Origin of the sequence: Fodinibius salsisoli, assembly GCF_026229185.1 — a bacterium.
Taxonomy (GTDB): Bacteria; Bacteroidota; Rhodothermia; order Balneolales; family Balneolaceae; genus Fodinibius; species Fodinibius salsisoli.
In genome coordinates, this window is the sequence record NZ_JAGGJA010000006.1 from 25,251 (window position 1) to 47,843 (window position 22,593).

The 22,593-nt window shown below is 42.5% G+C and carries 18 protein-coding genes; 8 read left to right on the forward strand and 10 right to left on the reverse strand.

The features are described 5' to 3' along the window. Nucleotides 1–10 precede the first annotated feature (10 nt). Both J6I44_RS09890 and J6I44_RS09895 read left to right on the forward strand, forming a co-directional pair. Nucleotides 11–646 (forward strand): carboxypeptidase-like regulatory domain-containing protein, encoded by a 636-nt coding sequence (locus tag J6I44_RS09890; protein WP_265765932.1) that lies wholly within the window; start codon nt 11–13, stop codon nt 644–646. A gap of 67 nt (nt 647–713) precedes the next feature. Continuing rightward, nucleotides 714–1,706, forward strand: coding sequence for a hypothetical protein (locus J6I44_RS09895; RefSeq protein ID WP_265765933.1), 993 nt, complete (start codon nt 714–716; stop codon nt 1,704–1,706). 82 nt (nt 1,707–1,788) lie between these two features. Here the strand turns inward: J6I44_RS09895 and J6I44_RS09900 are convergent, their stop codons facing one another. The 4 genes from J6I44_RS09900 to J6I44_RS09915 all read right to left on the reverse strand — a co-directional run bounded on the left by J6I44_RS09900 (nt 1,789) and on the right by J6I44_RS09915 (nt 6,395). After that, nucleotides 1,789–2,634 carry an HAD-IIA family hydrolase gene (locus J6I44_RS09900; protein ID WP_265765934.1) on the reverse strand — a complete coding sequence of 282 codons (846 nt, stop codon included), beginning with the start codon at nt 2,632–2,634 and terminating at the stop codon, nt 1,789–1,791. 9 nt (nt 2,635–2,643) lie between these two features. After that, complete coding sequence (locus J6I44_RS09905) at nt 2,644–3,687, reverse strand: hypothetical protein (RefSeq protein WP_265765935.1); 1,044 nt, start codon at nt 3,685–3,687, stop codon at nt 2,644–2,646. A gap of 11 nt (nt 3,688–3,698) precedes the next feature. After that, complete coding sequence (locus J6I44_RS09910; RefSeq protein WP_265765936.1) at nt 3,699–5,054, reverse strand: glutamine synthetase family protein; 1,356 nt, start codon at nt 5,052–5,054, stop codon at nt 3,699–3,701. Between the two features lie 327 nt (nt 5,055–5,381). After that, nucleotides 5,382–6,395 (reverse strand): glutamine synthetase beta-grasp domain-containing protein, encoded by a 1,014-nt coding sequence (locus tag J6I44_RS09915; RefSeq protein WP_265765937.1) that lies wholly within the window; start codon nt 6,393–6,395, stop codon nt 5,382–5,384. 350 nt (nt 6,396–6,745) lie between these two features. Between J6I44_RS09915 and J6I44_RS09920 the strand changes: the two genes are divergently transcribed. From J6I44_RS09920 to menE, 3 genes are read left to right on the forward strand one after another with little or no spacing between them, the layout of a single operon-like run. Beyond that, nucleotides 6,746–7,648: a 1,4-dihydroxy-2-naphthoate polyprenyltransferase gene (locus J6I44_RS09920; protein ID WP_265765938.1), complete on the forward strand. Its 903-nt coding sequence runs from the start codon at nt 6,746–6,748 to the stop codon at nt 7,646–7,648. Between the two features lie 5 nt (nt 7,649–7,653). Then, nucleotides 7,654–8,739 carry an o-succinylbenzoate synthase gene (gene menC, locus J6I44_RS09925; protein ID WP_265766211.1) on the forward strand — a complete coding sequence of 362 codons (1,086 nt, stop codon included), beginning with the start codon at nt 7,654–7,656 and terminating at the stop codon, nt 8,737–8,739. After that, nucleotides 8,736–10,232 (forward strand): o-succinylbenzoate--CoA ligase, encoded by a 1,497-nt coding sequence (menE, locus tag J6I44_RS09930; protein ID WP_265765939.1) that lies wholly within the window; start codon nt 8,736–8,738, stop codon nt 10,230–10,232. The genes menC and menE overlap by 4 nt, the downstream gene beginning before the upstream one ends. Here the strand turns inward: menE and J6I44_RS09935 are convergent. The 5 genes from J6I44_RS09935 to gatB form a co-directional block, all read right to left on the reverse strand. Then, the gene (locus tag J6I44_RS09935) at nt 10,218–11,249 is read right to left on the reverse strand and encodes a sodium:calcium antiporter (protein WP_265765940.1); all 1,032 of its coding nucleotides are present in this window, start codon (nt 11,247–11,249) and stop codon (nt 10,218–10,220) included. The genes menE and J6I44_RS09935 overlap by 15 nt on opposite strands. 192 nt (nt 11,250–11,441) lie before the next feature. Further along, nucleotides 11,442–12,731, reverse strand: coding sequence for a phosphoribosylamine--glycine ligase (gene purD / locus J6I44_RS09940; protein WP_265765941.1), 1,290 nt, complete (start codon nt 12,729–12,731; stop codon nt 11,442–11,444). 40 nt (nt 12,732–12,771) lie between these two features. Continuing rightward, complete coding sequence (gene tpiA, locus J6I44_RS09945; protein ID WP_265765942.1) at nt 12,772–13,545, reverse strand: triose-phosphate isomerase; 774 nt, start codon at nt 13,543–13,545, stop codon at nt 12,772–12,774. Nucleotides 13,546–13,549: 4 nt separating this feature from the next. Then, nucleotides 13,550–14,908 (reverse strand): TlpA family protein disulfide reductase, encoded by a 1,359-nt coding sequence (locus J6I44_RS09950; RefSeq protein WP_265765943.1) that lies wholly within the window; start codon nt 14,906–14,908, stop codon nt 13,550–13,552. A gap of 35 nt (nt 14,909–14,943) precedes the next feature. After that, the gene (gatB, locus tag J6I44_RS09955; protein WP_265765944.1) at nt 14,944–16,392 is read right to left on the reverse strand and encodes an Asp-tRNA(Asn)/Glu-tRNA(Gln) amidotransferase subunit GatB; all 1,449 of its coding nucleotides are present in this window, start codon (nt 16,390–16,392) and stop codon (nt 14,944–14,946) included. Between the two features lie 173 nt (nt 16,393–16,565). Here gatB and J6I44_RS09960 point away from each other — a divergent pair, with 173 nt between their 5' ends. Continuing rightward, on the forward strand, nt 16,566–17,111 hold the full coding sequence (locus tag J6I44_RS09960) for a hypothetical protein (RefSeq protein WP_265765945.1): 546 nt from the start codon (nt 16,566–16,568) through the stop codon (nt 17,109–17,111). A gap of 612 nt (nt 17,112–17,723) precedes the next feature. Here J6I44_RS09960 and J6I44_RS09965 read toward each other — a convergent pair. Next, nucleotides 17,724–18,890: a TolB family protein gene (locus tag J6I44_RS09965; RefSeq protein WP_265765946.1), complete on the reverse strand. Its 1,167-nt coding sequence runs from the start codon at nt 18,888–18,890 to the stop codon at nt 17,724–17,726. Nucleotides 18,891–19,282: 392 nt separating this feature from the next. Between J6I44_RS09965 and J6I44_RS09970 the strand changes: the two genes are divergently transcribed. Together J6I44_RS09970 and J6I44_RS09975 are read left to right on the forward strand one after the other, a co-directional pair. Then, nucleotides 19,283–19,855, forward strand: coding sequence for a sigma-70 family RNA polymerase sigma factor (locus tag J6I44_RS09970; protein WP_265765947.1), 573 nt, complete (start codon nt 19,283–19,285; stop codon nt 19,853–19,855). A gap of 123 nt (nt 19,856–19,978) precedes the next feature. Continuing rightward, nucleotides 19,979–22,348, forward strand: coding sequence for a serine/threonine-protein kinase (locus J6I44_RS09975; protein WP_265765948.1), 2,370 nt, complete (start codon nt 19,979–19,981; stop codon nt 22,346–22,348). Nucleotides 22,349–22,593: the final 245 nt, after the last annotated feature.

Genomic DNA, 22,593 nt, shown 5'->3' on the forward strand with positions numbered 1-22,593 from the left:
GCCTATTCTTATGTCATCTACAAAATATATAATCATAGCGCTGTTATCCCCACTCCTTCTTTGGAGTTGCTCCAAAGAAACGGTGGACCCTAACTTTACAGGCAGTATTGAGGGGCAAGTACTACACGCCAAAACCGGTGAACCTGTTATCAATGCAGAAATCACTACCAATCCCGGTACAGATGTCGTATTAACCGATGATAGTGGACAATTTTCCGTTGCCGATATACCCACTGGCAACTATTCTATCCAGGTGAGTAAGGAAGGCTTTGTCACAAAATCGGTCCGTATTTCTGTAAATGAAAACCGTATAGCCAGTGCCAATGTTCTTCTTACGGAGGAAGATGAAGAAGCATCATCGGATAATAATATTAGTGCTGAAGTGACCTTCTTTGAAAACTTCAATTATGGTCCCCGAGACAGTATATATGTAAATGTGGAGTATAAGTTTACAAATATCAGTGCTTCCCAGCGGATTGGAAACTATGAAGTATACTTTAAAATTTTTACTCCGGGATCTGCTTTTTACCACGAAGTTCCCGGGGATTCGCTGGCCGTTGGGGAACAATCAACCGGCACTTTTGAAAAATATATTTATCAGTACGAAGCTGATTCGGTTCAGGTGTCCGGAGTTTTTGCTCCCTAGCCATCGTATTACGACACCCCTACTGACTACCCCCTTCATTTAAGCACCTCCATCAAAAATTCAAGCAATGCCGCATAACGGATTTACATCTCGCACATACTTAATATGGACAGGCCTTGCCATGATAGCCTTGCTATTTGCTATTATTGGCTACCGCTATTCAGAGATACATTCCCTGGAAATAAGAGAATCGGGTACCTCCTCCCCTGATATGGATACCTCCGTTGAAAAAGAACTTGAGCTTCCTCAAGCTGATTCTGGGACATCATTATTTTCCAACTTGGATGTTATTCCGCTAAAGCAAATAAATAACTTCCAGATTACGGTAATGCCGCTTGTTCATGATAGTCCAGAATTTTCCATTATACTACCAGATCGTGACAGGAATACGGCCCCAGCAACATCCCCTAATCATTTTATAAAAGATAAGATCAAAATCAGCTCCAAAAGTAAGATTTTGACACCTGATAATACTACCCAAAAGCACCCAACAGGCTCTTCCCCATCAAGGACTATTTCGGTCAACCACAGCTTCTCAGAAAATATGGATTTGGGCAAAAAGTCTCTTCCCAAATATCACCTCTCACTGGCCTCTTATATCTCAAAAAACAAGCAACCAATTATACGATCTAGCAGTATAAATCAAGTAGGCATTAAAAATGTAACTGCTATTATACAGAGTAGGAATGACATCGGTTATGCTTCTGTCGAACAGATTGGCTCACATAATCATAGTCTTACTGAGCAGTACTCAACAGCGGACCTAAGCCAAAATATTGCTCGAATTGAACAAGAAGGAGCTCATAATTTGGGCCTGCAAAAACAATATCAAATGGATAACTTACATTCTAACAACACTATTTTACAGCAGACTGGAATGTTCAATATCTCCAGCCAGCAACAACATGGAGTTGGGAATACGAACACCAGCCATGTCGTTCAGCAGGGAACTCACAATTTTGCGCAAACTTCACAATCTGGGATGTTCGGCACAATGCAATCAACAATTAAGCAACAAGGGTCAAGCAACCACACTTCTATTTCACAGCAAGACTTTTAAAAAGTAACCGGGGAAGTTTCTACGATGACAGGATATCACAATAGCATTACTATCACTCCCTGTACGAAGGATCACTTGGTACTTACTCCAGGATTGAGTTCGCTGTAAAATCAGGAATAATACCAGAAGAGTTGATCTTTAATTCTACATTCTCAGAACGTGTATTTCCAGAAAAGACCAATAGCGTTTTAAGACCAAATTTATTCCCTCCAAGGATGTCGGTTCTAAGCGTATCACCAACCATCAGGATGTCACCTTTATCATAATTCCCTGTCTCATTTAGCTCATCATAAGCATACATAAACATTTGAGAGTCGGGCTTCCCAAAACGCATAAATCGCTGGTTCACCATATACTCGACAAGGCGTGAGATACCACCGATTGCTATAGCTACATCGCTGTTGGATACCGGATAATATTTATCCGAGTTAGCTACGATGACCGGGAGGTTTTTGCGCCGTAAAAAATTGACTGTTTTATTGATATCATGGTTCCAATCAAAACCTTCATCGTCCAAAAAGACCAAGGCTGATATTTCATCCAGATCGTCAAGATCAATATCAGATATAGGAATATGCTCCAGGCCCGTTTGCAAGATATAGTTGGCGGAACTTTCGGTCCCCAAATAGGCAATTTTTCCCGATGTTATTTTAAGTTCCAAAAATTGTCGGGCCAGCATACCGGAAGTAATTATCTCTTCCTCCTTCAAACCGTTAAGTCCCAGGTTTTCAAATACCTGCACCTGCTCCTCTTGACTCCGGGAGGCATCATTGGTCAGTATACGCAGTGTAATGCCCGTATCTCTAATAAAATCAATGGTTTCCTGTACGCCATCAATAAGGCCTTGATGATTCTTAAGTACTCCATAAGAATCTAAGAAAACCGCTTTATAGTCTTGAACTAAAGTTTTAAACGATGTGTTTTTCATTTGGTCGGCTTAAAAGTTTAATGCTTCCAATAATGGTTCTGGGTCAAATTTTTCGTCGATAACGGGCAGATGCTCGGTATATGCTTCCTGCTGTAATCGATTGGCAAATATTTCATGAAAGAAATAACGGCCATATTTGATCACATAGTTGAGTAAGAAAAATCGATAAGCTTCTTTCAAGAATCGTACTTCCACTTCCTTCAACGGGTATTCCTCATGATACGCCTTCAGAAAAAGGATAAACCGTTCTTCCATCAGCTGATCAATATCATAGCTAAAAATAGTTTTATCCCCAACCTTCGAAACGATGCGACTAAAAAAGTAGAAATCCATCATCCGGGAACTCATCCTAAACCAGTCATAATCCCACCGTGAGAAAAGCTGAAGATCCTCCGTCACGGAGAAATTACCGATATTCCAATCCACAAAAACAGGAATAATATCGAACTGCCCGGTATTGAGTTCATCTATATTCTGTAAAAAGGTATGGCACTGATCCTTTATAAGATCCAAATGCATTCGGTGCTCGTGCTGCCCTTCCCTGGTTTCAAGAATGTCAAGCAGATGGTTAACATCCACTTCCAGTGTCTTGGATGAGGGTGGCAGAGTATTCCGGATACTATAGCACGCTTTATGAAACTGAGCTAAAGATTTCGCCAGTTTTTTAATTTGCTCTTCATTAAGTCGTTTGGGCAACTTTTTCCTAACCTCTATCGGACGATAAAACACAACCCAGACATCCAGAACCTCATCCTGGTGACGATGGACAAACAATGAATTCCCTTTGATTAACGAACGTGCCAACACATTTTCAAAAGGAGAAGGCAGGTTATTAGCCAGCGAGTTAATAATGCTGTGGTCTTCTACGAAATGCTCAAATTTTCCAAAATATGAGAGTTTGGCAATGATTATATTTTCATCCGAGAACGTAATCCGATAGACATGATTGGTAGAAACCTTAGCACTGATATCGGTAATACTTACAACCTCTTTACTGTCGTCGTAGGCTTCTACAGCCTCTTGGACAATCTGATTAAAATCAATTTGGAGCATATAAAAGCTTCTTAAATTATTTCAAAATATCGTTTCAATTCCCAGTCGGTTACTTGTTTAGAAAATTGCTTCCATTCCCATTCCCGGGTTCTAATAAAATGATCCACAAAAGTTTCTCCAAACAGTTCTTGGGATAATTCTGAGGACTTCATTGCTTCAGTCGCTTCCTTAAGAGTCGTGGGCAATGGCCTGTTGCCACTGTTATCATATTCATTACCCTCCGTCATGGGAATATCCAGACTGAGTTCATTCCTAATACCATATAAACCGGAAGCTAAGCTCGCCGCCATAGACAAATAGGGATTGGCGTCGGAGCCCGGCACTCGAGTTTCCAGGCGAGCAGATGATTCATCCGGGGTTATTACCCGGAGGGCGGTTGTCCTGTTTCCGATGCCCCAGCTCACCGTTGTTGAAGCCCAGGAACCTTCTACATAGCGCTTATAACTGTTGATAGAGGGAGCATACATTGGCAAAATATGTGGAAGACAATAAAGCTGACCAGCAATATACTGCTCTAACAGCTTACTGATACCCGCATCCTGTTCAGCATCATAGAATATATTCTTGTTGGTCTCGCGATCCCATAGACTTTGATGAATATGGCCACTGCAGCCCGGGAGATCCTTATTCCACTTAGCCATGAAGCTGGCAATGATTTCATGTTTATAAGCAATCTCTTTCACTCCTGATTTAAAGAGCGAGGCCCGATCAGCGGCTTTTAGCACATCGGTATAAGCAATACTTGCCTCATAAACACCATCTCCTGTTTCGGTATGCTGTCCCTCGAGCGGGATACCAAAATCGTGCAGCTGATCATACAAATCATTAAAAAAAGAAGCATTTTGTGAGGATCTGAGAATCGAATAACCGAACATTCCCGGCGTTAGAGGGGTCGGCTTATGATAATCTTTATCGTGAAGTGTCTGTGGTGTTTCCCGAAAGTTGAACCATTCGAATTCATTGGCAAAAACAGCTTTGTATCCAAGCTCCTGGCACTGCCCCCTGATTTTTTTCAAAAGCGTTCGGGGACATACCTCAGAAAAATCATCCGACTGGCTAAAATCGGCCAGGAAAAAGGGAGTATCCTTTTCCCATGGAATAGTTCTATACGTTGACGGGTCAATGGTGGCCTCAGCATCCGGATAACCGGTGTGCCAGCCAGTAACTTGGGAATTGCCATATACCGCGTCATTGATATCCCAACCAAAGACGACATCACAAAACCCAATGCCACTATCTAACCCCTTTAAAAATTTATCTTTCGAAATAACCTTGCCTCTTAATACGCCATCAATATCAACCACGGCAAACTTAATCTTGTTGCCATTGTAGGTTTCTATTTTTTGGACAACATCTTTAGGGACCATAAAAATGACTTGGTTAAATAGAAGTTGTTAATATAAATATGATCGATATCCCTCCCTTACTCACATTCTCAACGTCTTTTCAAAACCAACTGTAACAACTATTACTCTTGGCAATGAACCATTTAACTATACAGGCTGCAATAGTTTATTTAAAAACCCATCTTTGCAGCCATAATAATGACTAAAAACGTCGTATCTATTTTCTATCAAGGAGTAGAGAAAATACAAATTCGGGGAGTATATCAAAATTACCTTAATGAAAAACCCCGCCTCCAAATGGAAACGGGGTTTTAATTGTCAAAGGTAAAAGTAGGAGATGCCTACATTTTATACATCAGCACCATTAACCGTCTCAATGATACGAGCACCAACCTCGTATGGATCAGCATTGGATGCCGGACGACGATCTTCCAGACGACCTATCCAGCCATCTTCTTTCGTGGTAACCGGAATACGGATAGAAGCACCACGGTCAGAAACGCCATAGCTAAACTTGTCGATAGACTGTGTTTCGTGCTTACCAGTCAATCGCTGATCGTTATCTGCACCGTAAACGGCAATATGCTCCTCAATATGATCGCCAAACGCTTCACAAATGGCTTTCATACCCTCTTCGCCACCTGTTTCTCGCATAAATTCGTTCGAGAAGTTTGCGTGCATACCGGAACCATTCCAGTCAGTATCGCCCAATGGTTTTGGATGCCAGTCGACAACCAATCCATATTTTTCGGCAATACGTTCGATCAGGTATCGACCGATCCAGATTTCATCACCGGTTTTTTTCGCACTCTTTCCAAAAATCTGGAATTCCCACTGTCCTGCAGCAACCTCAGCATTAATTCCTTCGATATTCAGACCCACTTCGAGGCAGAGATCCAAATGCTCTTCGATAATTTCTCTACCGAAAGCAGAATCACCGCCTACGCCACAGTAATATGGTCCCTGGGGTGCAGGGTAACCATTGGTTGGAAAACCTAACGGGCGTCCTGTTTCCGGATCAGACAGAAAGTATTCCTGCTCATAGCCAAACCAAAAATCTCCATCCTCTTCTTCAATAGTTGCCCGTGCATTTGTTTCGTGCGGCGTGCCATCAGCATTGAGCACTTCGGTCATTACCAAGTAAGCTGACTTCCGGGAAGGATCAGGATAAATAGCCACTGGCTTCAACAGACAATCCGAAGAACCACCCTCAGCCTGCTGCGTAGAACTTCCGTCGAAATTCCACATCGGGGCATCTTCAAGATCACCGCTGAAATCATGAAGCACCTTCGTTTTACTTCTCAGCGTTTGTGTTGGTTCGTAACCATCAAGCCAGATATATTCAAGTTTAGAAAAAGCCATGTAAGTTTCAGTTGTTGATTGTTAAGTTAGTTGTTGACGTTTTGGAATTAAACCTTCTGATAATTTAGTCTCTGGACCTTCGCTATCGACCCATAAACTTTTATATTAGGGAGATTATTATTAGCACCTTGTAAATGAACTATCTGTAACATCTAAGTGAACCCTGTTTGTTGGCTCAATTCAAGCTTCAATAAAAAGCTTTTTGCAAAAACTGTCAACAAAAATTTAAACAAAACCCAAAAAAGCCTAACTAAATAACATTATATGAAATATTGATCTAAGTTAATTTTGCAGCATATTTTTTATTTTCATCAAAAATAATAGCGAATTAATTAAATAATTAAAGTTGGATGTCGTTTTTGAACCTTCGTTCCTTAAAAATATGGGTCGATGCCGCCCGGCCTCAGACATTAGCTGCGGCCTTTATTCCCGTCTGTGTTGGCGCTTCTTTAGCCATTTATCACCAAAATTTTAGCTGGCTCCCTTCTCTGATAGCCCTCCTCTGTGCTTTCCTTATTCAGATAGGCACAAACTTTGCCAACGATTATTTTGATTTTAAAAAGGGAGCCGATACCGATGATCGCGTTGGGTTCGAACGGGCTACAGCCAAAGGACTTGTTTCTGCACGAACCATGCGCAACGCTACCATCCTGACGATGGGGATAGCGTTTTTACTGGGGCTTTACCTTGTTTGGCATGCCGGCTGGATTATTTTTTGGGTCGGTATTGTCTCTCTGATATGTGGAATATTATACACCGGCGGACCTTTTCCATTAGGCTATAATGGACTGGGTGACCTCTTCGTCTTTATCTTCTTTGGCATCGTTGCAGTTATGGGCACTTATTATGTTAACGCCCTGGAGTGGACTATCGATTCCTTTTGGGCTTCACTATTTGTAGGCGCACTATCTACAAATATTTTGGTCGTTAACAACTTACGAGATGTAGAGCAAGACGGTCCGGCAGGTAAAAATACCCTCGGTGTGCTTTTCGGTGAAGATGTTTTGCGATGGGAATATCTGTTGATGATGCTTTTAGCATTAGCTATCCCTCCCCACTTTTATTTTAGACTCAACTATGGGGTTGCTATTTTCCTCCCCTTTCTGTTGCTTCCCTTTGCAGTATGGCTGGTGTTTAAAATCTGGACGATCGAAAAAAAGCCCAAACTAAATGCCGTACTTGAACGAACAGCGCAATTTATGACTGCTTTTGGTCTCCTTTTTAGCGGTGGAATACTAATTGACCTGTTTTGAAATTAATGTGCTATTCATACCGACTCCCCTTTAAAGAACCGCTAAAAACCAGCGCTCGTACCTACAATAACAGAGAGGGCTGGATTCTCTGCTGGGAAGAATTAGGGGAGTATTATGTCGGAGAAGCAGCCCCCCTGCCTGGATTTATCCAGACAAACATGCAGGATATCGGGAACTACATCCAGGAGCATATTAATCTATGGGTGCAACTCCTGAAAAAAGAAATGCCTGTAGAACAGTTCCAACAGCATTACAAAGCAGCTAATATTCCCCCTGCCCTGCAGTTTGCTTTGGATTCGTTGGCTTATCAGGTCGAAGCACAAAGAACCAATGCTCTATTGGAATACTTTTTATTTAACAATGATATCACAAATTCCATAGCTGTGAATGGACTGGTATCTCTGATGAATAAAGAACATACCCTGACGGCGGTCCGAAGATTAGTAGATGAGGGCTTCCAAACCATCAAATGCAAGGTGGGTAAGCACTTTCAACGGGAAAAGGCAATCTTATCCAAAATACGCGCCGCTTTCCCCAATCTTCTTATCCGTCTGGATGCCAACCAAAGCTGGGATATTTCGGAAGCCATCGATTACCTTGCAGAATTGGAACCACTCAATATTGAATACTGCGAAGAACCGCTTTCCACACCTACTCCTTCAGCCTTTTCTACGCTGAACAACAAAACCAGCATTCCCCTGGCACTGGATGAATCCATCAACAGCTCTGATCATTGGCCTGCTCTCCTGCCCTTTGTTTCTGTATTGGTCATAAAACCGATGGTGATTGGAAATTTCAGAACGCTTTTTAATATTAGTCAGCAATCGGAAAAGGCCAACCGTTCTCTTGTGTTCACCTCCAGCCTTGATAGCAGTATTGGCCGTAGTATGACCGCTTTGTTGGCCTCCGGGCTGGGAGCTGGTGGCTACGCTCACGGACTGAATACAGGCAATCTATTCTCGCAGGACATACATCCCAACCGCCCCCTAATTCAGCAGGGTCATATTCAATTGGATACCGGCATTTTGCCGCTCAAAACTGATATAAAACGGTTACAAACTATTTCAACTTCAACAATTAAAAGTTCATGAATTCAGAACAAACTATTCCTACTTTTAACGATCCACTCCCTATCGATCTTTTTTTAGAATCAGAGGATAACGCTTATCTCTATGACGATCTGCGACAGTTTGAACATTACCTGCTAAACTACCTTGCCGATGCTGGCCATGACTATGATTCTCCGCTGGCACTTTGGGCCCAATCCAGTGATGAGCTGGTCTTTTTAATTGCTGCCTGCTGGAGGCTTGGCATTCCCTTCGTTCCCCTTGATCCCCAATTAACCGACGCTGAATTCATCAAAAGAGTTCAGCAGTTAAAGGTTGCAACCGTCATCACTGACAAAAAAAGTGCACCGGATTCCTCCATCCATGCCATTGATATTCAAGATCTTGACTTAACCAATGTCATACAGCCTGATTTTGAACCCCTGGATTGGGTTAAAGAACGTAGAAAGAGTGTACAGCCCGATCAAATATTTGGATATTTCTTTACTTCCGGAACTTCCGGCAAGCCCAAAACTGTGCCTCTAAAGCGCCGACAACTCCTTTTTGCAGCTCGGGCATCAATTCAAAACATAAAGCCCAATCGCAATCGGTTTTGGCTACTCTGTCTGCCCTTGCACCACGTTGGGGGAATATCAGTTATTTTGCGATCGGTGCTGTATGGGGCCGGTGTTTTCCGAATGGACCGTTTTGATGAGGATATAATATCCGGCTACCTAGCCAATGACCATCGGTTCGAGGCTGCCTCATTAGTTCCAACCATGCTTAAGCGAATACTGGCTAAGCCCGAAGTAAAGATACATGATGATTTCCAGGCTATCTTGTTGGGCGGCGGACCAATAGATACATCAATGGTGGAAGAATGCTTTGAAAGAGGTGTTCCTATTATTGCCAGTTATGGCATGACCGAGAGTGGTGCTCAAATTGCAGCTAATCCCCTGATGACCATCGGTGATTTAAGTAGACCTAAAAAAAGTGTCGGCAAACTTTTTTCACCTAATAAAGTTGAAATCAGAAATGCAGATAATGAACCTCTCGAAGCCGAAACCTCAGGCCAAATATGGCTTAAAGGTCCCCAAATTTTTGACGGTTACCTGGAGCAAGGTCTAAACCAGGCTTTTGATAATGAAGGATGGTTCAACACCGGTGACTTTGGCTATTTGAACAAAAATCAGGAGCTTTTTATTGAGGCTCGACGAACCGATTTGATTATAAGCGGCGGAGAAAACATACCCCCCCAAGAAGTAGAAGAAGCCTTGCGAGGCCTTCAATCTATCCAGGAAGCCGCTGTTATCGGAGTTCCTGATAAAGAATGGGGGCAAAAAGTTGTTGCTATCGTTGTTCTTCACGGGGATTCTGCCTTCAATGCTGCAGACATCCAGGATCAGCTCCGACCAAGCTTACGCTCCTTTAAGATACCCAAAGAAATTATTCCAACCGATCATCTTCCACGAACCAAAACTGGTAAAATAAGCCGCCATAAAATCAAGGAGCTCTATCCCAAGCTAAGCAGGCAATGAGGGTATGGAGTCGATAAGGCCAAAATTTTCCAAGGTCATCCAGACGAGGAACAGCCCATAAATGACCAACAGCCAAACAGATTCTATACGACTGAGGGTCATATCAGTACGCATAAAGCTAAATAAAATAAGGGTAGCTATAGTCAGCGCTCCCATTAAGGGTGCTGCAATCGTGAAGTTTATAACAGCTGTGCCGGCAATAAGAATACCCGCCGGAATACATACCAGCAAATCAAAAATGTTGCTCCCCAAAACATTGGCCAACGAAGTGATAGCATCTCCCTTTTGGGCTTTACGTACGCTAACAAACAGGTCGGGGATACTGGTTCCGGCTGCAACTATCGATATACCCCAAAGAAACGAAGGTGTACCTAACAGATCGCCAAATTTAATAGCTGCTTGCACCAGCATTTCAACGCCAATTAGAATAACGGCCAGGCTGACCATCAACAGTCCCCATTCTTTCAATACATGAATTTGATCGGCTTCAAATTCCGGCTCATAATCTAACGTATCCTGGTATTGAATAAAGATATACAAGCCATAGATGAGCAATGGCAATAAGGCAAGAACCCTATTCATTTCTCCGAGAATAATATGATCATCGGAAGCAAGGGGAAAGTAGATGGCCGCAAATGAAAAAGTTATTATCAGGACGGCCACAGAGATCATATAAAACTGGGCTTCTTTGTAAACCAGATCTCTATTCGGTTCCAACGGACTTTTGGCCGCCAAACCTGCACAAGCTGGTATTACAAGGATATTAAAAATAGCTGACCCCACGATGGCCGAAACACCAAGGTCAAACTCGCCATGCAACAAGGTCGATAACACTACCGTAGAAAGCTCCGGGAAACTGGATCCTATGGCCACGACAATAGCTCCCTGAACAATTGCAGGAAGCTCATAATAATTTGAAAGTTTTTCAGCTGACTTTTCCAGCCAGTCGCTTCCCTTCCATAAAATAGCCGTAGCTATTACTGAAACAAGCACCCAAAAAAGAAGTGACAGAGCCATCAACGAGAACTAATGTTTTTATTATTTAACATGCTGAGACTTCAGACAAATGTTTTCACTCTTTAGGAAGGGAGAGAACAAGAGAATTTTAGGGGGGCAACCCAACTCCCAAATACATCAGCTTTCAAAATTTTACGTTTCTAGTTCCGTGTAATAAACCTTGTCCCCACCTATACGATAAGCAATCCAGCTTTAATCATCGGTATAGGCCAACCCTTTAGCTCCAATATCAGAGCGGAAATACTTATTGGAAAAGGAGATTTTCTCAACCTCCTGATACGTATTCTTGATAGCTTCGGCCAGCGTATTACCACCGCCGACGACATTCATAACTCGTCCACCGTCTGTGAGTATCTTCCCATTTTCCTCTTTGGTGCCCGCATGGAAAACGAATGCCCCCTCTGATACCTCATCTATGCCGGAAATCTCTTTCCCTTTTTTATAGTCCAGCGGATACCCATCGGAAGCTAATACAACACAGCATCGATACTGGTTATCTATCCGCACGTCTTTTTGATCGAGAGTTTCATTGGCAGCAGCTTCCAGAAGCTCAAGCAGGTCCGACTCCAGAGAAGGCAAAATAGCCTGGCATTCCGGATCCCCGAATCGGCAATTGTACTCCACGACTTTGGGGCCATTCTTGGTAATCATCAAGCCAAAATATAGAATTCCTTTATAGGGATTCTCATCCAGCAACATTGCTGAAATAGTCGGTAAGATCACTTCTTTTTCAATACGTTGCAGCATTCTCCGTCCTAAGACGGGGGTTGGAGCATAGGCGCCCATACCACCGGTATTAAGTCCGGTGTCTCCTTCTCCTATCCGCTTATGATCTTGGGCATAGTGTATGATTTTAGCAGTTTTTCCATCCGATATTACAAAAACAGAGGCTTCCTGACCTTTCATGAACTCTTCCACGACAAGCGTATCCGCAGCTTCTCCAAAGCGGTCGCTTTCTTCGAGTTCATTGAGTCGCTTCTCTACTTCTTCAGCAGTCTCACAAATAAAGACCCCTTTACCACCTGCCAGGCCATCAGCTTTGAGCACTACAGGATAGGTATCCTTCTTTTTAATTACGGAAAGCGCTTTATCGAACTCTCCCTGACTATAGGTTTCAAAATCAGCTGTTGGAATGCTGTTCTTCTTCATGAATTCATTAGCGAACTTCTTACTCCCTTCCAACTGGGCCGCTTTTTTTGAAGGGCCGAAAACCTTATGCCCTCTCTCTTCCAGGAAGTCGGTAATACCTTCTACCAATGGCTTTTCCGGCCCAACGACGGTCAGATCAACGGCTTTATTCTCAATAAAATTTAGAATAGCCTCGAAGTCCGATAGTTCAAGGTCCACATTTTGGCCATGCTGTGCCGTCCCCGGATTACCAGGGGCGATATACAGCGTGTCCAGTTTATCAGATTTGGCGATGCTCCAGGCCATCGCATGCTCGCGTCCGCCACTACCTAAAAGTAATACGTTTAAACCCATATTAATTTATTCCGTTCAGGATAAAATTAGAGTGATAAATTTATGATGACAACTGATCTGCAATTTCAATAATCGCGGTAAAGCTATCGGCTTTCAACGAAGCCCCTCCAATAAGTCCACCATCCACATCCGGCTGGCTGAGCAGTTCTTCTGCATTATGAGGTTTCATACTTCCGCCATAGAGCACCTGTATTTGACCGGCTTTATCCTGGCTGTATACATCCGCAAGTACTTCCCGAATCATCTTGTGCATTTCTTGCGCCTGTTCTGGGGTTGCACTCTCACCGGTGCCAATGGCCCAAATCGGTTCGTAAGCAATAACCAAATCCATTGCATCATCTGCATCAATATCCAGTATGGCAGCTTCTACCTGTTTGCGGACTACAAGCTCATGCTCGTCTGCTTTACGTTGTTTCAGCGATTCTCCAACACAAATTACGGGACGCAAGTTATCGGAAACGGCCTTCTTGGCCTTGGCATTGACGGTTTTATCCGTTTCGCCAAAATATTCTCTTCGTTCGGAGTGGCCTAAAATTACATAGGTACAACCGACTTCATTCAGCATCTGGGTACTTACCTCGCCTGTATAAGATCCATTGTCTTCGGAATAGACATTCTGTGCTCCCAAGCTGATATCTTCTTGGTCTTCAAGTTCTGCAGAGGCCGTTGTCAAAGAAATCATCGGTGGGCACACCAGTACATCTATAGAATCAGGAATTTTGACATCACTATTTTTAATGCCCTGTAGCAGGTCCGATGTTTCTTGTGGACCACAATTCATCTTCCAGTTACCTGCAATTAAAAAATTTCTCATAACGCTAATTGTTGTCTTTATTAATAAGAGTTTGTAAATCTTTTATAACATCCTGGAATTCTTGCCCTACATACTTTCGAATGATCTTTCCATCCTCGTCAATTAAGAACCGAGTAGGTATAAGACGGATATTAAATTTTTCGAGTAATTTTTGGCGATCAAAGGCCTGTGCATCAGCTACAGCCCAAAGTTTGGGTCGTTCTTCAAAAAAAGCATCTACCGTAACCTGGCTTTCATCCAGTGGAATGGTCACCACGTCTAATCCAAAATTCTTGTAGAGGTTATAGATGACCGCTGTTCGTTCAAACTGCTCCTGGTACAATCTGTTGGCCAACCGGGTAACTTCAAGGATATATGAGTGCCCCAACAGGGAATCTCTGCTGACTACCCTCCCCTTTTCGTTAAATTGGAATGACGGTATACTATCGCCCGGTGACAGGTAATTTAAATCATAATCAATTGATTCAACCCAGCGAATGGCCGTGCTGTCATCCGAATATTGCTGGCGAAATTCATCCAGTTGCTGCTGGGCCTTATGAACACGAGCACTGTCATACAGCAGCTTAATTCGCTCCATACTGATATTCCTACTGGGTTCACGTTCTTGGGTAATGCCAGATAATGTATCCAAGTATGCCAACGCTGCATTCAGGCCTTGGGTTTGGGCGTAATATTCTTTGCCATAATTTGCAGCTACCTGTACCAAAGCATCATTTTCTCTAATTGATTTCAGGCGGTCCATCATTTTAGCATTATTCCATCCCTGTAACAATTGAACCGATTCTACAGCCGCCAGCTCGGCAGCCCTCGTATCGGGATTCTCTTGGTATAAATCCATATACAGGTTGCTCCACTTGTTGAGTTCTTGTTCAAGAGTATCCTGGCTTAACCTTCCGGCGTTAGCAAATCGTGCTATCCGCTGAAAGCCTGAATTAAGTCGGCGGAACTTCTGCATCGCATCATGCTCGCGGGATGAAATTGTAAGCGATTCGCGCAGGTTTGGAAAGGTTCCATTGATAGTTACAGAATCACCGTCTGCCAGAATGATCCCCAACTGTCCAAGTCGGCTACCACTACTGGTGGTCAAAAACGCCGGGTATTGCCCCTTCTCCTTAAAAGTGGCGGTGCCCGAGAAGGCTCCGGATGAATCCGACATAGCATGGAAAAGGGTATCGGGGGATGCCCCAGCCGAATCGCGGTGAACAATATTAATCCCGATCGGTAAAATCTGCTGGGCATTACTGATTGAGTCAGCCACTGAAAACTGACCACTTATCTCTGCCTGTTGTTGGGTATTTTCAGACGAACATCCCCAACTGATTAATGCAATAAAAACCCCAAAAAGTAAACGTTTTTTTAACATATAAAGGTATATCAGGCGCTTGTTGAACTTTTAAACTACGAGTTATTCAGACGCTCAGCAATAAGCTCTCGAACCAGCTGTGGATTGGCTTTACCCTGAGATTGCTGCATCACCTGACCAATAAAGAATCCGATTAATCCTTTTTTACCGTCGCGATAGCGTTCTACCTCGTCGGGGTGATTTTCAATTACTTTATCCACTATGGGTTCGATAAATCCGGTGTCAGAAACCTGCATCAGATTCATTTCCCTGGCTAACTCTTCAGCCGACGTACCTTCATCGAGCATGGCATCGAAAACTTCAGTCATAGCTGAGGAATTTATTTTATCATTCTCGCGGAGCTGTACTAAGCCTGCCAACCGTTCCTCAGAGATAGGAAATGCTCCAATTGCAATGCTCCGCTCATTGAGAACACGCAAAACTTCAGACAGAACGAGGTTGGACACTGCTTTAGGATTATCAACATGACTCAATACACCTTCGAAATAATCGGCTAAATAGCGATCTTCCGTCAGCGTTTCAGCATCCTCTTCACTTAGTCCTAAGGCATCAGCAAATCGCTGTTTGCGCACATCCGGCAACTCCGGCAAACTTGCTTTTACTTCTTCGAGCATCTCATCGGTCACTACTACCGGGGGGATATCCGGCTCTGGGAAATAGCGATAGTCGTGCGCTTCTTCTTTAGAACGCATTGTGCGGGTTTCCATCTTGTTGGCATCCCACAAGAGTGTTTGTTGGACCACCTCTCCGCCGGATTCAATCAGGTCGATCTGACGATCAATTTCATAGGTTATGGCTCGTTCCACGTTGCGGAAAGAGTTCATATTTTTAAGCTCGGTGCGGGTTCCGAATTCCTCCTGCCCTTTAGGGCGAACCGAAACGTTGGCATCGCAACGGAGGCTTCCTTCCTCCATATTGCCGTCACAGATTTCAAGATATTGTACAATCTGCTTGATGCGTTTCAAATATTCATAAGCCTCTTGCGGTGTGCGGATATCCGGTTCGGAGACAATCTCAATGAGCGGCACCCCCGAACGGTTAAGATCAATAAGGGTATTGAAAGGATCCTGATCGTGGATAGATTTGCCAGCATCCTCTTCCATATGGATACGTGTAATACCTATATCCTTGGAATAGTCCTCCAACTCAATCGTTAAGTTACCATCATGGCAGATTGGAGTTTCATACTGCGAAATTTGGTATCCCTTTGGCAAATCCGGATAAAAATAGTTCTTACGGGCAAAAATAGACTTGCGAGCAATACTGCAGCTGGTTGCAAGACCCATTTTTATAATATATCGAACTAAATTTTCGTTCAGTACCGGAAGTGTGCCCGGGTGCCCCAGGCATAATGGAGTTACCTGAGTATTGGGAGAGCCCCCAAATTTTGTTGATACTGGTGCAAAGGCTTTACTTTCTGTTAATAGCTGGGCGTGCACCTCTAACCCGATAACTGCTTCAAACTCTGTATTCGAACTGCTCATGGATAACAATTAATTACCAATTCCTTTTTAATGATGGCAAAATATATTAAACCTATCGGACATTTATTAGTTAATATATGAACGATTTATGAACGATGAGTCGATCCACACAAATTAATAACTTTATTATGTAATTTTATAGCTGCAAAACGCTATTAAAATACCGAAACTTTATGCATCAGGAACTTCACATTTTTGAAGAGGAAACACCTGTCTTTTGGGGATTGGCTATTCTTGTTTGTACAGCCGGGGGCACCTATCTCTTATCAGGTACTTTTGTATCTATGGATTGGAATTTGCTTAATATTCAGCAAATAGGCGCACTTGTTTTATTCCTGATTAGTTTTTGGGGTATTTTCAAACTTTCAGAGCCAAAATATCATTTTGCCTTTCATTTTGAGAGTGAAATACTCGTCATTGACATCCAGAAAGGGACACATTTGCTCAAAACGCTCAAGCTTCCGGCACAAGAAATCGATGCCCTTCGCTTTTCTCCCGAATATCCCCGGCTGCCAAAAGAAGCTCTGTTCGACTTTTCGCGATCATACCATCTGATGTGGCGCAGAAAAAATGAGCCTTCATATCAGAAAGTGCTATCGGTAGAATCTGCCCAATTCACCCTTAAAGTGGATGATATAGCTAAAATTATGCACTTTATTCAACAGCGGGTCCCTGACATTTATATCCCACCCGAGCAATCTGACTTTTTCAACCTATAGTATTTCTAACAGTCAGGTTCTAATAGAGGCTCTCTATATAGGCTATTAGATATTATCAATTACGAATTGACCGCAAATAAGAATACCTTCTTTATCTCAAATTGAGACTTACATAAAAAGATGCTCAGTTATTATAACATAACTTTTTAAAAGTATCTAATATTACTTCATGGTTACCCTTGGTTTTTTGCCAAGCTTTGATATAACGATTGTATTTCTTTGAAAAAGAAGAGTTATCCCGATGACCAGTATATGTAAGATGATGATGTATTGATTGAATGATTTCCCTTATCATAATCCCTAAAGGCGGCGTACCTGGAATATTGGACGCCGCCTTCTCTTTTTTTATTACAATAGTTATAGTACCAAACTCGCGGCCTTGAGGTTGGCCTTTTCCCTCCCTAGTTGAAACAGTCAGCCCCTTCTATGTGGTTTTCCCTATCTTTTCAGATCGCTCATTATCAAATGAGTGATCTGGAAATAAAACGGGTGCTTATCCCTGGCATATTTGCCTGACAAATAAAAATGGACTTCACACCATTGTAAAGCCCATCCTGCATTTCTCAATCAACGTAATAGTTATCTAAGATCAATGATAGTTAGTGCAAACAATTAATTAGCCTCAATACCCCAACGAGGGAATCCAAGCCTGTTGGCCTCATTATCCGTTAGCCTAATAGCATTTAAACCATCCGGCTCAATAATCCAGATAGCGTCACTGTTTTCGCTATTAGCCAACTCAAGAAACGTAATGTAATTACCATCCGGTGACCAAGAAGGTTGACGAGCATCGTTATTATTTCCATCAGGCTCAATCATCTGGATATTACTGCCCTCTGCATCGGCCAAGAATATTCTCGGGGATCCACCGGATGCAAATCCCTGGTAAACAATTTGAGACCCATCAGGAGACCATGCCGGATTTGATAAATTAATTCCATTATCAGATTCTGCACTAATCAAAATAGCTGCATTAGATCCGTCTGCATCCATCTGATAGATATCCGCACTACTATCCCCCTGTCGGTCACTTACAAAAGCAATTTTATTATCCGCAGACCAGCTGGCAGAATGATCTTGCCCCTCATCATCGGTAAGTTGAGTTTGATTACTACCGTCAGCATCCATCACATAAATACTAAAGCTGTTCTTTCCTGACTCAAAGACGATTTGGCTTCCATCGGGTGACCAGGAAGGACGTTTATCATCAACTGTATTATCGGTCAGCTTGATAGCATTGCTGCCATCGATATTCATGACCCAAATATCGTTATCCACAGTCGGGCTGTCCTTATCCTGACGAGAAAAAACAATTTTCTTGCCATCAGGAGAGATAACCGGATATTGGTCCTGCAGGGAAAAGTTGGTAAGCTGTTGTAATTCAGTACCATCCGGTTTTACGGTAAATATTTCTAACTGCTGATCTACCGTTTGTGAAAAGGCAATGATACCCTCTGCACTAAATTGTTCACAGATAACTTCAAAGTTAGCATTCGTTGTTTCACCAGCAGTTATTTGCGCTGATATTGGATTTTCTCCATCAACAGAGCAACCCGAACCCAATCCATTTATAGTAATATTGTACGTTCCTTCATCAAGATCATCGAATGTTGCTGACCCGTTGGTTTCTACGGATACTGATTGATCCTCGAGCACCACCTCATATCCATCATCATCCGTACCACTGCCTGTAGTAGTAATGTCAACTTTTAGCGCCCCTGTCGTAGCTCCCGGATCAGGATCGGGACCGGTAGATGAATTGCTACACGATGTTGCCAAAATTGACAAAGTACAGATCAACATTGATGGGAGTAAACTCTTATACATGACTTTTTTTAAATTTTATTATTATTCTCTCTTTAATACGACATTTATAATTAAATGTGCTCATTTTAAAGTTAAATCCTCTAAATTCATTTCGTATATGTTTCCTGTAGGATAATATTTGATAACGACGGACCAGAGCTAAATGCCTGTTCATTTTGTTTATTCCCGGCATTTATGCTCAAATAGGATTTCCCAAAGTAGTACTACAGCGGTAATCTATAATTTTTTACAGTAATGACTTGCCTAACATTGAATTCAAGACTTTGTTTAATTAAATTCGCTTGTAATATTCTCTGGCAGATGGGTTTACTTGGCTAAAAAAGGGTCATTAACTTTACATATAGATGCAAAAAGCAGGCATTACCCAATTATTAGTTCGTCTCAACGACGATGAAGATATTTACGATAAACTTTACCCCCTTATATACAATGAGCTAAAAAATTTGGCTTATATGCATATGAGCAGGCAATCTCCAGACCATACTCTTTCCAAAACAGAGCTGGTGCATGAAGCTTATCTGAAGATGATTGACCAGACACAAATTGATTTTAATGACAAGAGTCATTTTCTGGGTATCGCCTCTCGATGCATGCGCCAAATTCTCATAGACTATGCTCGTAAAAAGCATGCCCAAAAGCGGGGCGGCGATCAAAAAGATCTAACATATATTGATGAGCTTTTTGCAGCAGAAAATAAAAAAGCGCAAGAACTTATTAACATTGATAATGCTTTAGATGAATTAGCCAAACTGAATGAGCGGCTGAGTAAAGTCGTTGAAATGCGTTTTTTTGGGGAGATGACCATCGAAGAAACGGCCCAGGCATTGGATATTTCAGAGAGTACGGTCAAGAGAGATTGGATGAAGGCCCGTGGATGGCTTTATAAAGAGCTAAAAGGTCGGTTTGAAATAAATTAAAACTGGCTTATATATTTTCATAAATAACCTTTAGTTGTTTTTCCAGGGATTAGAACAGCAATACAATTAAGTATGTTTGGTAATTTAAAGAACGACGGGCATAACCTCATTTAAGAGACTTTTATGGATAATCTTACCTGGCAAAAAGTCGAAACGATTGTAGATCAGGCACTAGAGGTACCCGCTGATCAGAGAGAAGATTTTATCTCTAAAAAATGTGGAAATGATGAACAGCTAAAGGGACAAGTTACCGAATTTCTTGCATCGATATTCCATTCTGAGGGCTGGCTTGACAATCCCGCAGACTATAAGGAAGAATTATATGAAGAGATTGGAACCTTCCCCTCTCATGAATCACTTGTCGGCAAAAAGGTTGGTTCCTATACCATCAAAGAAAAAATTGGAGAAGGTGGCATGGGGGCTGTTTACCGGGCCTTGCGCGAAGGCGATACTTTTGAGCATGAAGTTGCTATCAAAATTATTCGCCATGAACGTGCTACTGACGAAAATATTAGGCGGTTCAGACGTGAACAACGTATTTTGGCTGGCTTCAGCCATCCCGGTATAGCTCGTCTCTTTGATGGTGGAGTAACAGAAGATGGATACCCTTATATCATCATGGAGTATGTTGATGGCATCCCTATTGATGAATTCTGCCAGAATAATGGCTGCTCAACAAAAGATAAAATAGCGCTTTTTCAGCAAATACTGGAGGCCGTCCGTTATGCTCACGAGAATCTTGTTATCCATCGTGATCTTAAACCAGCCAATATTTTGGTTAATGCCGATGGTGATATAAAAATCCTGGATTTTGGCATATCGAAATTACTTGAGAAGGAAAAACATACCTCTGATATAACACAGAACGGTACCCGGTTGCTCACCCCCCGATACGCTGCACCTGAACAAATTACCGACGAAAATATTACGACTGCTACCGACCTTTATGCGCTCGGTATTATTCTTTATGAATTATTATCTGGCAAAGGTCCCTTCGACCTTGATGAATGTTCACAGTATAACTTAGAGCAGATTATACTACATGAGCTTCCGCCTAAACCCAGCACAAAAGCGGTTTCTAAAAAAGTCCGTAAAAAGCTCCAGGGCGATCTGGATGCCATTGTTCTAAAAGCAATCCGTAAGGATTCTAACCAACGTTACCGGATAACAAATGATCTTATAGAAGATCTAAACCGTTATAAAAACGGTCTCCCTGTCTCCGTCCGGATAGAATCATTAACGTATCGTGTCAAAAAATTCATAGGTCGGCATACCATTAGTATTGCCGCTACTTTTTTGATGATTGTGCTCTCTGTTGGCTTCCTCATTCTACATACTTCTCGTATTACGCAAGAAAGAAATAATGCCGAACTGGAAGCCCGTAAAGCAACCCAGATTAAAACATTGTTGAGTAATATATTACAGCAACAGAACCCCTTTGCGCAACCCGACAGAGATATTACGCTGGCGCAAGTGCTCGACGATGGCCTTAAAAACATAGAAAGCAGCCTGGACAACCAACCGGAGGTTAAAGCAGAGCTTTTGGGACTATTGGGCGATAATTTTGCCTCCCTCGGTGATTTCGAAAAGAGCGAAGCGTTAGTTAAGCAGGCATTGGACTTGTATAACCCCTCTCAGCTACAGAGCGCTCTGCAAACGTATGTCAATAATTTAGCTCGCCTGGGCAGAATTCAATATCGGACGGGACGTTTTGACGAGGCCGAATCTTCCTATTTTGAGGCGTTAGAACTGGTGAAGCGAGAGTATGGTCCAGACTCCAACCAAGCGACTCACTTATATGGCTCTTTGGCCTCCATCTATCGGGAAAAGGGACAACTGCTGAAAACCGAAGAGTTTTATAAAAGGGCAATTGCACTTGCTGACACTACCCAAAAAATAGCGCTGGCGACCTCTCTGGGCAACTTGGCCATTGCCTACAGAGATCAGCGCCAGTTTAAAAAAGCCCTTAACCTCCACAAAGAAAGTCTGACACTCGAACGGCAGATCCGAGATACCCTTCACCCTGATCTGGCCAGCGCTTATAATAACATCGCCTTTACCTATCAGCAAAAAGGAGATTTCCAAAAAGCTGATTCCCTTCACCAGATATCATTATCCATGCGCCGCAAGCTGTTTCCACCGGACCATCACCATATCGCATCTTCCCTCGTTCGGCTGGGCCTGCTCAAAATCAAGCAGTTCCATACCCAGGAAGCAGAAGAGTATCTCGAAGAAGGTTATGAAATTCTAAATAATAAACTGCCAGAAGAGCATTGGCAAGTGCTCAGTGCCAAAGGCGGGTTAGCAGTCAGCAGAGCCATGCAGGGGGAGTTCGAAAATAATGTACCTGTTGTAGAAGACGTTTATCAACAGTTTGTAGATAAATTTGGAGTCCAGGACTGGCGGAGCCGGGAAGCGGCCCTTGCGCTCACGAACCTCTATAGAGCATGGGGAAAACCGGAACAAGCCAGTTTTTATGCCGAAAGGCAATAGCTCGGACTTATTAATAACGCTTATATACGATAACAATGGGAAATTATGATTGGGAAAAGGTACCCTGAAATTAAGACAAGGCAAAATGACGGAAGCCCAACCCATGATTAACCGGGCGTACCAAATTTACCTGGACAAATTTGGACCAGATTATGACAAATTAAAAGACATTCAGTCCTTACAGAGTCGCTATAAGCTTGACTTGACTGCCCTAAAAGATAAATAGAGTGATGCCTTCTTAAAAA

Bases quoted from the DNA above. Each gene is read 5' to 3' on its own strand.
- J6I44_RS09890 (WP_265765932.1), top strand. From the start codon at position 11: ATGTCATCTACAAAATATATAATCATAGCGCTGTTATCCCCACTCCTT.
- J6I44_RS09895 (WP_265765933.1), top strand. From the start codon at position 714: ATGCCGCATAACGGATTTACATCTCGCACATACTTAATATGGACAGGC.
- J6I44_RS09900 (WP_265765934.1), bottom strand. From the start codon at position 2,634: ATGAAAAACACATCGTTTAAAACTTTAGTTCAAGACTATAAAGCGGTT.
- J6I44_RS09905 (WP_265765935.1), bottom strand. From the start codon at position 3,687: ATGCTCCAAATTGATTTTAATCAGATTGTCCAAGAGGCTGTAGAAGCC.
- J6I44_RS09910 (WP_265765936.1), bottom strand. From the start codon at position 5,054: ATGGTCCCTAAAGATGTTGTCCAAAAAATAGAAACCTACAATGGCAAC.
- J6I44_RS09915 (WP_265765937.1), bottom strand. From the start codon at position 6,395: ATGGCTTTTTCTAAACTTGAATATATCTGGCTTGATGGTTACGAACCA.
- J6I44_RS09920 (WP_265765938.1), top strand. From the start codon at position 6,746: ATGTCGTTTTTGAACCTTCGTTCCTTAAAAATATGGGTCGATGCCGCC.
- menC (WP_265766211.1), top strand. From the start codon at position 7,654: ATGTGCTATTCATACCGACTCCCCTTTAAAGAACCGCTAAAAACCAGC.
- menE (WP_265765939.1), top strand. From the start codon at position 8,736: ATGAATTCAGAACAAACTATTCCTACTTTTAACGATCCACTCCCTATC.
- J6I44_RS09935 (WP_265765940.1), bottom strand. From the start codon at position 11,249: ATGGCTCTGTCACTTCTTTTTTGGGTGCTTGTTTCAGTAATAGCTACG.
- purD (WP_265765941.1), bottom strand. From the start codon at position 12,731: ATGGGTTTAAACGTATTACTTTTAGGTAGTGGCGGACGCGAGCATGCG.
- tpiA (WP_265765942.1), bottom strand. From the start codon at position 13,545: ATGAGAAATTTTTTAATTGCAGGTAACTGGAAGATGAATTGTGGTCCA.
- J6I44_RS09950 (WP_265765943.1), bottom strand. From the start codon at position 14,908: ATGTTAAAAAAACGTTTACTTTTTGGGGTTTTTATTGCATTAATCAGT.
- gatB (WP_265765944.1), bottom strand. From the start codon at position 16,392: ATGAGCAGTTCGAATACAGAGTTTGAAGCAGTTATCGGGTTAGAGGTG.
- J6I44_RS09960 (WP_265765945.1), top strand. From the start codon at position 16,566: ATGCATCAGGAACTTCACATTTTTGAAGAGGAAACACCTGTCTTTTGG.
- J6I44_RS09970 (WP_265765947.1), top strand. From the start codon at position 19,283: ATGCAAAAAGCAGGCATTACCCAATTATTAGTTCGTCTCAACGACGAT.
- J6I44_RS09975 (WP_265765948.1), top strand. From the start codon at position 19,979: ATGGATAATCTTACCTGGCAAAAAGTCGAAACGATTGTAGATCAGGCA.